The 11,436-nt window shown below is 43.0% G+C and carries 10 protein-coding genes; 7 read left to right on the top strand and 3 right to left on the bottom strand.

Translation table 11 applies throughout. The features are described 5' to 3' along the window. Positions 1-46: 46 nt before the first annotated feature. Positions 47-313, top strand: a complete 267-nt coding sequence (gene rpsT, locus ACEW8F_RS03240; protein WP_304887136.1) for a 30S ribosomal protein S20 — start codon at positions 47-49, stop codon at positions 311-313. 181 nt (positions 314-494) lie between these two features. Here the strand turns inward: rpsT and holA are convergent, their stop codons facing one another. Together holA and ACEW8F_RS03230 are read right to left on the bottom strand one after the other, a co-directional pair. Beyond that, complete coding sequence (holA, locus tag ACEW8F_RS03235; RefSeq protein WP_373482037.1) at positions 495-1,511, bottom strand: DNA polymerase III subunit delta; 1,017 nt, start codon at positions 1,509-1,511, stop codon at positions 495-497. 65 nt (positions 1,512-1,576) lie between these two features. After that, positions 1,577-3,997, bottom strand: coding sequence for a DNA internalization-related competence protein ComEC/Rec2 (locus tag ACEW8F_RS03230; protein ID WP_373482036.1), 2,421 nt, complete (start codon positions 3,995-3,997; stop codon positions 1,577-1,579). 191 nt (positions 3,998-4,188) lie between these two features. Here ACEW8F_RS03230 and ACEW8F_RS03225 point away from each other — a divergent pair, with 191 nt between their 5' ends. From ACEW8F_RS03225 to ACEW8F_RS03210, 4 genes are all read left to right on the top strand, one after another. After that, the gene (locus tag ACEW8F_RS03225) at positions 4,189-5,118 is read left to right on the top strand and encodes a lysophospholipase (RefSeq protein WP_373482035.1); all 930 of its coding nucleotides are present in this window, start codon (positions 4,189-4,191) and stop codon (positions 5,116-5,118) included. Positions 5,119-5,140: 22 nt separating this feature from the next. Continuing rightward, positions 5,141-6,763 (top strand): putative manganese-dependent inorganic diphosphatase, encoded by a 1,623-nt coding sequence (locus ACEW8F_RS03220; RefSeq protein WP_373482034.1) that lies wholly within the window; start codon positions 5,141-5,143, stop codon positions 6,761-6,763. A 30-nt stretch (positions 6,764-6,793) separates the two neighbouring features. After that, positions 6,794-7,624, top strand: coding sequence for a hypothetical protein (locus ACEW8F_RS03215; protein ID WP_373482033.1), 831 nt, complete (start codon positions 6,794-6,796; stop codon positions 7,622-7,624). A gap of 129 nt (positions 7,625-7,753) precedes the next feature. After that, on the top strand, positions 7,754-8,134 hold the full coding sequence (locus ACEW8F_RS03210; RefSeq protein ID WP_373482032.1) for a helix-turn-helix domain-containing protein: 381 nt from the start codon (positions 7,754-7,756) through the stop codon (positions 8,132-8,134). 170 nt (positions 8,135-8,304) lie between these two features. On the opposite strand, the gene ACEW8F_RS03205 is transcribed toward ACEW8F_RS03210, so the two are convergent. Beyond that, positions 8,305-8,934 carry a redox-sensing transcriptional repressor Rex gene (locus ACEW8F_RS03205; RefSeq protein WP_373482031.1) on the bottom strand — a complete coding sequence of 210 codons (630 nt, stop codon included), beginning with the start codon at positions 8,932-8,934 and terminating at the stop codon, positions 8,305-8,307. Positions 8,935-9,082: 148 nt separating this feature from the next. On the opposite strand from ACEW8F_RS03205, the gene ACEW8F_RS03200 reads away from it, so the two are divergent. Next, entirely contained in the window at positions 9,083-11,017 is a 1,935-nt protein-coding gene (locus ACEW8F_RS03200) for an ABC-F family ATP-binding cassette domain-containing protein (RefSeq protein ID WP_373482030.1), read from the top strand. 81 nt (positions 11,018-11,098) lie between these two features. Then, positions 11,099-11,332 (top strand): hypothetical protein, encoded by a 234-nt coding sequence (locus ACEW8F_RS03195; protein WP_373482029.1) that lies wholly within the window; start codon positions 11,099-11,101, stop codon positions 11,330-11,332. The last annotated feature ends 104 nt before the right edge of the window (positions 11,333-11,436 follow it).

Raw genomic sequence — 11,436 nt, 5'->3', positions numbered from 1 at the left:
ATGTGTTAGAATTGCTATGTTATAAATAAATGAGGGGGGTGAACCCATGGCTAACATTAAATCGGCTATGAAACGAGCTAAAACAAATGAAATCAGTCGTCTGCGAAATAAGATGGTAAAAACTAATCTTAAGACTTCTGTCAAGAAATTTGATCTTGCAGTTACTGAAGGTAACGTTGAAGCAGCGCAGGAAGCTTATCGTTTAGCATCAAAGAAAATTGATATGGCTGTTACAAAAGGTGTTTTACATAAAAACACAGCAGCACGTAAAAAAAGTACTTTGGCTAGAATTATCAACAAGATGACTGCTTAATTACCTCATTTATATATTCCCAAAACCCGTGTCTCTAGGGTCTATCCAAAGATGTACTTACTCAGGTACATCTTTTTTTATTGCTGTTAAAAATACCGCCCTCTTCGTACCGACGCGAAAGGTTGTCGGTACTAGGCTATCTTTTTGTTGCTCAAACGCATCAGCACAATCCACTCTGCTATTATGCAATCTTCATCAAAAATAATTCCAGGGCAAAATTCTGATCAATTTCTCCCAGTTTCATCTGGGCGTCAAGATCTGCGCCGATGAGCATAATCTCCCATAAATTGTCGATGGGATAATTTTTTCCGTTTTTTAAGATCTTATTGACTATAAAAGGGGCCAGCTTCATTTCCGTCGCCACCGTTTTGGCCGGCAGTCCCCGAGCGCTATAAATCTTAACCATCAACAACATCCGGATTTGTCGCAGCAGCAGACTGAAAACCCCAAAGGGGGATTCCCCTTCCAGATAAAAATGGTTGAGCATCAGCAGGGCCTGATCTTTTTGACCGCTGACCGCGTAGTCGATCAGCTTAAAGATCCCTTCTTCAATGGACTGGGGCAAGATCAGCAAGATGTCTTCTTTACTTATCTCATTGCGATCCCCGGCATAGTCAATCAGGCTGTTAAGTTCATTGTCCACCATCTCCATAGTTTTTTTCTCATTCATTAAATACATCGACCGCTGGATAAAGAGTTCCAACTCGGAACGGTTGATTTTTTTTCCGGCATTTTTAATCCGCCGGACAATCCAGGCCTGAAGATCGCTGGCATCGAGTTTTTCAAACACCACCAGGGAGCCGGCTTTAGTCAGACTTTTGTACAGTTTTTTACGCTTGTCCGGTTGTTCCCAGTAGATAATTAACAGTGTAGATGGACAGGGTTTCTCGAGGTAGGCCGCAATCCGATCGAGATCCTTTTTATCGGTAATCTTATCCAGTTGCGCTTCTTCCCGGACAATAACCATCCGCTTATTGCTCATCATCGGCAGGGTTTCGCAGGTGGCCAGCAATTCTGATACATCCACATTCTTGTCGCTATAGGTGGTCATATTTAAGGGTTCCAGACCCTTTGCCAGTTCTGTCCCGATCAGCGTTTTTTCCATCATATGGCCGATATACTGTTCCGGGCCGGTGAATAGATAAACGGGACTGATCTCCTGATTTTTTACACATTTGTTGAGTTCTTTATAATTCACATTGTTTCTCCATTAGTTAAGGTTAAGTCTTGTTATAACTGATATTATTGGATAATTTTTGAAATTTAATTCACATAATTTCTGATGTGAATAAATTCCCCATTGCTGGTAATTTCCACGGCCCCCTTTTGATCGGTTCGCAATGCTGTGATTGCTTCCTTGTCCAGGCGTTCCATCACCTCATCGCTGGGATGGTTAAAGGAATTATTTGCCCCCACCGAAATTACCGCTGTTTCCGGGTCAATCGCCTGAATAAATTCTTGGGTGGATGAGGTTTTGCTGCCGTGATGGGGAATTTTGATGATCTGAAAATCCCGTTCATTGCTAAGGGCCTGCAATTCTTCAGCCAGCTGTTTTTCCACCTCAGCTTCGATATCCCCGCATAAAAGCAGATTGAAATTTTGATAGGAAACCATCATCACCAGCGAAGCATTGTTCTGCTGCTCATCCTCTTTGGGAATGATCTGTCCTTCGGGATTATACACCGTAATGGTCACGCCGTCACTCCCTTCAATCACCGACTCTTTTTTTAATAAGGAAACCGGAACCAACTGCTGATTGAGGAGTTTTTCATTATTTGTCTGGACACTCATAAACAAATTCTTGACTGGATAGCCATCAAAAACCAGTTCTTCAACGCCCTGGCTATGATCGACATGGTTATGGGTTAAAAAGATGGCGTCCAACTCACGGATATTCTTAGAATACAGGGCCGGATAGAGCACCTGATCGGATATCCGGTTGGATCGTTCGAAGAGATAGCCACCCCCATCCACCAGATAATTCAGCCCGCCCGGGGTCTCAATCAAAATACTGTCGCCCTGACCGACATCCAGCACGGTGACCACCAGATTTCTGGGAAACAGCGGGGTTGCCATCACGATCAGCACCAACACCAGTCCCAAACTCATCACAGTGTTTCGCACATAGGGCTGGCGGAGATAAAAATAGCCTGAAATCAGCAAGACCAGCAGTAAAAACAGCCCGGTTTCAGCCAGCGACAGTCCGCCCCGGTTGATCCATAAAAAATTTGCAGCCGCTCCCAGATCATTGATCCCATCCAGTACCACGATGATCGATTCCCCTAAAAATGCCACTGGTATAGTCAATACGGGGGCTAAAAAAGGAGCGGTCGAAATAATCACCAGAAATCCCATCCCGGCCAGCAAAAACACACCGATTAGTGGCACCACCAGCAAATTGGAAAAGAAACTCATCAGCGTAAAACTTTTAAAATGGTATAGCAGAATCGGCAGGGTGCCTACCGTGGCGCAAAAAGTCATGACCGTACCCTGAACCACCGGTCCTGGTTTTATTTTATTATGCACCCGCTTTTTATTCCGGCGTTTTTCATAAGCGTACAGCAGCGGATTATAAAACAGGATAATCCCCAGCACAGCACCCATGGATAGTTGGAATCCGGCCTGAAAAAGCTGGGCTGGCCAAATCCCTAAGATCACAAGTCCGGCCAGACACAGCAGATTCAAGGCATCCCGTTCCCGATGAATTCCCTGGCCCCAGGTCAGACACAAGAGCATGATTGACGCCCGGATCACCGATGCTGCAAACCCGGTGAGGGCGACGTAAAACAGCAAAGCCGGGGCCAGAAAAAAGATCCAATATTGCTTGTTTATTTTTACAGTCATCAACAGCAAGGACATTGCCAGGAATACATACCCCACATGGAGTCCGGACACCGACAAAACATGGGTAACGCCGGCATCCTGAAAGCTTTGGGCCAAATCCTCATTGATGTTTTTTTCGCCAAATACCACACCCTTGAGTAAATCCGCTACCTCCTCGGAAAAGATTACATCACATCGGTTTTCCAGGGATCTTTTGATACCCAAGATCTGGTAATATAATGTCGTTTCCTGACCGACTCGTTCAATATTTTCAGGCCTGATCGTCAGCAACCCGTCAATTGACTGGGATTTGAGATACAACCCATAATCAAAGCCGCCGGGATTTCTTTTGCCGGCCGGTTGAGTCAATTTCCCCTGTAATAACAGCACATCACCGGGTGCCAGTTCTAGTGGCTGATCTTCATCGGTCTTTGACGCTTCATTCTCACCTGTTGTGTCATCATCTGTTTGATAGTAGATGGTGGCCCTGATCCCCTTTGTGTCTTCCAGATAATTGTTTTCATCCGCGGCAATGACTATTTCTTTCATCATCAGATTAATAGCTAACCGATTTTCGGTGCGGATCGGATATTCAGTGACCACGCCGATAAGTGAAACTTCTTTTTGATAAAAGTTATCCAACACATCCGTCTCCGGGAAGGCTCCGCAGCCTAAAAAAGCGCCTAACCCAAACAAACCAAAGACAAATACCATCTGGGTTATTTTGATAACTTTGAAAAAAAACGGCATTCCGGTCAGCAGGCCACCGAAGCCAAGCAGCACCCAAACCGGCAAATGGTAATAAATCGCAATAATGCCCATACTTAGGGTGACAAATCCCCATAATAACGGTCGCTTCATTTAAATAGGGTTAACGGGTCCATTATTGCCAAGTACCGTTAATTTCATTTTCAATTCCCCTTTATCCAACGTTTTTATTTTAATTATACACTGATTATCTTTTTTTTAGTACCGGGAACGCTGTTTTTTTTAAGATATTTTGTTATAATGTGAAAATAGATTAAAAGACAACTTGAAAGAAGGGATCGCTAATGATTGATTTAACCACTAATGGTTTTTATACATCCGATGAGGCAAAGCTAACTTATTACGAAACACCCTGCCCGTCCGAACCAAAGGGTGTCATTCTCATCGTTCATGGCATGGCTGAACATGCCCGACGTTATCATGAATTTATGGATTTTTTATATCAAAATCACTACCTGGCTGTCATCCACGATCAGCGGGGCCATGGCCAAACTGGTCAAGACTCCGGTGATCTGGGTTTTTTTTCTAACGGCAATGGCTGGGATCGGGTTGTCTCAGATGTCAAAGAAATCTCCGGCATGCTCAAAAATACCTATCCGGAGCTGCCGCTGTTTATTATCGGGCACAGCATGGGCTCAGTGGTAACACGAACTGCGATTATTGATTATTCCGAACTTTATGATGGTGCAATTATTATCGGCACCACCGTGGGCATCAGCAATTTTATGCGCAAAGCCGCCAGCCTCATTGCCCGCCGGGAGATCCGGAAAAAGGGTGAAAAAACGCCCTCTAAACTGCTGTCCGATCTTTCTTTTGGCAGCTATAATAAAAAATTCAAACCCAATCGGACTGAATATGATTGGATCTCGATGAGTAAATCAAATGTGGATGCCTATGTAAAAGATTCTCTGTGCGGTTTTACCTGCAGCGCAGGATTTTACCGGGATTTATTTTATGGTCTTGACTATACCACCAAAGAGTCCAACTTAAAAAAGATCCCCAACGATTTTCCCTTGCTTTTTTTAGCCGGACGGGACGATCCTGTCGGCGGTATGGGCAAAGAAGTGACCCAGATCACCCAGCAGCTAAAGAAAGCTGGAGTTTTGGATGTCGAGCTCATTCTTTACCCGCTGATGCGACATGAAATACTTAATGAAGATAAGCGTGATCTTGTCTATGGCGATGTGCTGCGGTTCTTAAATACTCATTCATGATCAAATAAAAGGAGGTTCATCGATGACCCAGAAAATATATGTCTTCGGACACCGGAATCCGGACACCGATTCCATCTGTTCCGCCATTGCTTACGCCCATTTAAAGCAGGCTCTGGGCCACACCCAGGTCTTTCCGGCCCGATTGGGCCCCATCAATAAAGAAACCCAGTTTATCCTGGATACCTTTAAAATCGATTTACCCGAACTAATCAAGGACGTTAAACCCCAGGTTTCAGATCTGGTCCTCACCGATTTTTCGATGGCCTATGAAAAAGACTCGGTCTCCAAAACCATGAGTCAGATCATTGATCACCCCGGCCGCTCCCTGCCTGTCATCAGTGATGAAGAAAAACTCATCGGCATGGTTTCGCTGTCCGACATTATCCCGGCCTATACCGATGCTTTTTCAAAATCGCTACTCCGGGATAGCGAAACCCCACTTGATAATATCATTGAATTGCTGGAAGCCCAGGTTTATGGCTCAATCAAATCCGAACTGGTTCACGGAGATGTTTATACCATCACCGAAATAGTAGCTGGACAGACCTTAAGCAGCCAGGACATTCTGGTTACGGTTCAGCAGGACATGTATATGAACCGGGCCTTTGCCACCAGGGCCGGAATCATCATTGTTTCCAATTCGTCACCGGACATCGTCTTCCAAATTCCGGATGACTATCAGGGGGCTGTTCTGATTGTGGCCTTCGGCCCTTTCGAAGTCATTCGACTGCTTTGCCAGGGGATTCCGATAAAAAACTATTACCAGAAAAATCATCTGGAGTATTTTATGACCTATGAAACCATTGATGATGTCAAGAAGAATATGCTGACCTCTGATCATGACCGTTTCCCAGTTGTCAATGTTGATGGAACAGTCCTTTCAACCATTTCACGTAGCAACCTCATTGACTTCAGCCGTAAAAAAGTAATTCTAGTCGACCACAATGAACGGAACCAGTCGATTGTCGGGGTGGAAGAAGCAGAAATCATTGAAGTCATCGACCATCATCGAGTGGCCGAAATACAAACCGCCACGCCGCTATACCTTCGCATTGAACCAGTTGGCTGTACAGCTACCATCGTTGCGAAAATGTACCATGAGCATAAGATCGTGATCCCTAAAGATATAGCCGGGCTGATGCTCAGTGCGATCATTTCCGATACACTCTTGTTTAATTCACCCACCTGCACCAAAGACGACCGCACCATTGCCCGGGAGCTGGGAAAGATTCTTAACATCGATGTTAAGAGCTACGGCGAAAAAATGCTGGTAGCTGGCAGCAATTTAAATGAAATGCACCCGTCAGAAATAATTTCCACCGATCGGAAATTGTTCACCATGGGAACCTATAAAATTGGGGTGTCCCAAATCAATACCGGGGATTTTCGAGGTATCTTTGATAAACTAGATGGCGTTCTGCTTGAGATGACCAAATTATGTAAGGAGGAAAACCTGGATCTGGCCATTTTAATGGTTACCGATATTATTTTAGGCGGCACCGAACTGATCATCGCCGGAGAGGCCAAAAACCTTGCTCAGCTGGCTTTTGGTTTTCAGCCGGGAGAATTCAGCAAATACATGAATGGTGTGTTTTCCAGGAAAAAGCAGATTGTGCCACCACTGATGAATGCCTCCGCGTATTAATAGAAACATAATTTAAAAATGGTGATAAAAATGCTAATAATTAAATTCAAAAATCACATCAACTTCCGAATTGTGATTTTACTCCTGGTCTCAGGTATGATACCGTTTTTATTAACCGGTTGTGCGGAAAAAGAACTGATCAACGATCCCGCTACCGGTTCAATTTTACCTGCAGAAAATTTCAAACCTCTGACTGATGGCCAGTATTCTGCGGCTACAAAATACTATGATTCAAGGGGGTATGCCCAGCAATTGAGCCTTTTCATTAAGAACGGAGTGATTACCCAGGCAAATTTAAAAGAAATTGACAAAAATCAAGCCGATCGCCTGAACATCGAGGGTTCCGATTTAACCTGGGAAAACCTGGCTGTGGCAAATTTAGGTACGCTATATCTCCGCCTTTACAATGAACTCTTGCTTTCCCAAAGTCCTGATGAGATAGACGCTGTCTCTGGGGCGACTCAAACATCTGAACGATATATCAAATTATCCGAGGCAATTCTGAATCAAGCCACGAAAGGTGATCATGAACCAATTAAAATTGATACCCTCGATACTTATTCAGTCATCAGCACCCCTGACCGGGATGGCTATCAGGGATTACTCCAGGCCTCTTTTAATGGATCGACTTTGATTGCTCTCAATTACGATGAAATTATAACCGAAGACGGAAAATCAAAACACAAATCAACTGATCCCTCAGTCAATACGGAATTTAATGCTTTATTTGACACAATAACTGAGACCGCGATTAACAGCCAATCGCTTGAATCCCCATTTCCAGCCAATGAAGCAGCCCCTGAAAAGGCGAAATTCGGAGAGTGTCTGCGACTTCTTAGAGAAGCAAGAGCGCCCTTTTGATGCGTTATCCCTTTAAGATTTATTCCTTAAATTCAACCGCAAATCTTGACAAATGTTAAAGACATGTTATAATAAGTAAATAGGCAGTGCATTTGTGCCAACAATTCTAAACTGAAAGAAGGTGAAAAAATGGAAAACAATACTTTTGGTAGTCGATTAAAGGCGTTGCGGATTTCGAAACGATTGACTCAGGAAAATTTTGCCAATCTTTTCTATCTCAACAAGAGTTCTATCTCCAAGTATGAAAAAGATAAGAATTTGCCGGAAAACCAATTATTGATCAAGATAGCTGATTTTTTTGAAGTTTCTGTTGACTACTTGTTATGTCGAACTGATCAGCCAAAACTTTTGCCCAGCAACCCCAAGCCGATGACCTGTGAAGAATTTTTAAAATCTTACGTTTTTTCCAACGAAGAAGTGGATTCTTTTTCTTCTTACTTCTCTTTCCCGGAAAGCTATAAGCAAGAAGTTCTGGATTTTATTAATTTCAAGAGTTCTAACGGAAAGTAAGTCAAAAACTATGAAAATCATGTTTAAATAACTTGTTATAAACATAAGAAACACGCAAACGTGTTTCTTTTTTTTGATGAAAAAGTATCATTGACGTAGCACAGCCATTTTGGGCAAAATAAAAGAGCCTGATGCAAATCAAACTCTTAACTATTTTACTGCTAATCTCTTTATTCGCCCAACAAATAGGTCAGTGTGAATAAACTATCCGTAATGTTCACATTTTCGACCACAACATCACTGGGCACAACCAAATCCAAGGGACTGAAATTGAGTATGCCTTTCACACCCAATTCGGTTACCTGAGTCGCCACCTTCTGCCCCACCTCCCGGGGTACACACAAAATGGCAATGTCTATTTCATTCGACTTGATAAACTCATCAAGCTCATCCATATGTTTTACCACTACACTGCCAATAACCGTACCGACTGTTAGTGGATCGACATCGAAAACACCTTTTAGAATCACGCCTTCCCGCTTAAACCGTTCATAGTTTGCAATGGCATGACCCATATTACCGCCACCGATAATAATGCAATTATATTCACTATCAAGTCCAAGAATCTCCTTGATAGCCTCCTTTAATTCTCCGACATTATAACCATAACCCTGTTGGCCATAACCCCCGAAAGAATTTAAATCCTGTCGAATTTGAGAAGCTGTCAGTCCCATTAAACTTGCTAATTCCCGGGATGATATTTTTTCGATATCATTAAGTTGTAAATCACTTAAATATTGGTAATACTTTGGCAACCGTTTAACAACGGTCATAGATACTTTTTTTGAGAAGCGATGCATGATAACTTCTCCTTTCTTTCGGATAATCAATTTATTATAACAATATGTATCAATTACGTCAAATTATTCATTTTAATTTGCGGTTTTTTTTGATAGAATAGTAAAAGTGAACCTAAATAACTGAACAAAAATGAAAACAGGTGAAATAATGTTAATCAATATAGAAAATTTGCATTTTAGTTATGGCATCCATGAAATTTTTAATCAACTGAATATTTCCATCAATGAAAAAAAGCAAATCGGTCTTGTCGGTCGGAACGGCACCGGTAAATCAACTCTGCTCAAACTGATTACTGAAGAATTGGTTCCTGACACCGGGCGAATCAGCAAGAAAAACGGACTGACCATCAGCTATTTATCCCAGGAATCCAATATCGCTGAAAATACCACCCTGGTTGAAATGCTCACCGAAGTTTTTGAACCGCTGATTGAGATGGAAAAACGAATCAAACTGATCGGCGATGCCATTGCTCGCTCCTCAGGCGAGGTTCAGGAAAAACTGATGCAGGAGTTTGGAGAACTTCAGGATAGTTTCGCGAAAAAACATGGATACGAATATCCCAGCCGGATCCGCGGCGTCATCAATGGCCTCGGTTTTAAACCTGAAGATCAGGACAAAGCCTTTTCAATGCTCAGTGGCGGTGAAAAAACCCGGGCTACCCTGGGTCAAATCCTGCTTCAGGAACCGGAATTGCTGTTGTTGGATGAGCCCACCAACTTCCTCGATATCGATGCCCTTCAATGGCTGGAACAATATCTGAAAAACTACCCCGGAACCTTTATCATTGTGTCCCATGACCGCTATTTTATTGACAAGGTCTGTACCTCAATCATTGAGGTGACCCAGCAAAACGTTAAAGAGTATCATGGTAATTATACCCAATACGCCGTTAAAAAACGCCAGGATATGATGGAACAAAACCATCAATATCAGCAGCAAATGAAAGAAATCAAACACCAGCAGGAAGTCATCGACCGGTTCCGAGCCTATAACTCCATTAAAAGCTCTAAACGGGCTTCCAGCCGGGAAAAAGCGCTTAGTAAGATCGAGTTGCTCGATAAGGTGGAAACAGCTCATAACAGCCATTTCAGCTTTATCCCCCGGGTTAAAAGCGGCAATGACGTTATGGCGGTGACCGGAATCAAAAAATCCTTTGATGATCGTCTGCTTTTTCAAAATATGAACTTTGAAATTCATCGGGGCGACAAAATCGGTATCATCGGACCCAATGGCGCCGGTAAAACCACACTCTTTCGTATTTTGCAGAAAAAGCTGGCCGCCGATGCCGGCGAAATCCGTCTGGGTCAGAAGGTCCATATCGGCTATTTCGATCAGGAGCATCAGGATCTGAAGAAATTCTACAATGAAAATCTACTCGAAGCCCTGTGGGATGTTGATTCAAAACTGACGGAAGGCGAGCTGCGTAATATCCTGGCGGCCTTTTTATTTGTCGGCGATGAGGTCTTCAAACCGATCAATACCCTGTCCGGTGGTGAAAAGGCCCGCTTGCTACTGGCCCGGCTGATGATTTCCCAGTCTAATTTCCTGCTGATGGATGAACCGACCAATCACATCGACATGGATACCAAAGAAATTCTCGAAAATGCCTTGAGTCAGTACGAGGGTACGCTACTGTTTATCTCGCATGACCGATATTTTTTAAATCGGATTTCAACTCAGATCTACCAATTTTCATCTAATGGAATGGAAATCCATCTGGGCAACTACGACGATTATGTAAAACATAAGGCCGATGCCTCAGAACGGGAAGCTGTTCTGGTTGAAGAAAACAAAACGATTGTAACCAAGACTCAGCAGAAAACAGATCGCAAGAAACAGAAGGAAGAGGAAGCCAGAATTCGACTCTTAAAGAAACAGGTTAAAGAAATTGAAGAAGCCATTTTAGTGACTGAACAAAAAATAGAGTCCATCGAGGCAGCAATGTGTGCCCCCGATTTCTACGATAACCTCACTCTGGCTTCTGAGATCAATCTGTCCTATGAAAATCTCAAACAGCAATTATCTGAATTCACCGATTCCTGGGAGCTCGCCTTGATGGCCCTGGAAACCGAGTCATTTTAGCGATTAACTTGAATAAAATAAAAATTTGTTAGAGTAAAACTTTGATAAAATAAAATTTTCAATAAATATCTGGAGGAAAAAATGGAACTGACGACTAATGAAAAAAGAGTGTTAAATACCCTGTTTAAAGATGTGAAAGGGACCACTCGCAATACCATGCTGATTGCCCTTTATGCCGCCAAACCATCCGATGACGAATCCCCGGATGCTCAGGCCATGATTACCCTGTTAAATGGTCTGATCGTTAAGCTGGCGGAATTGGAACAGCCAGAAATGGAAATCCTATTCGCCGGCATCCCCTATGATGTTGACTAAACCGCTATAAAACCAGAAAGCAAAAGGCAGCCTCGCAAGAGACTGCCTTTTTGGTTGCTTACTTAACATTTAATTATCTTCGTTTTTCCAATAAATGCAGCCTG

The sequence above is a fragment of the Acetobacterium sp. genome (assembly GCF_041752335.1).
In the GTDB taxonomy this organism is placed as follows: domain Bacteria; phylum Bacillota; class Clostridia; order Eubacteriales; family Eubacteriaceae; genus Acetobacterium.
Note: the sequence above shows the minus strand (reverse complement) of the source record. Positions and strands in the feature narration are given on the sequence as shown.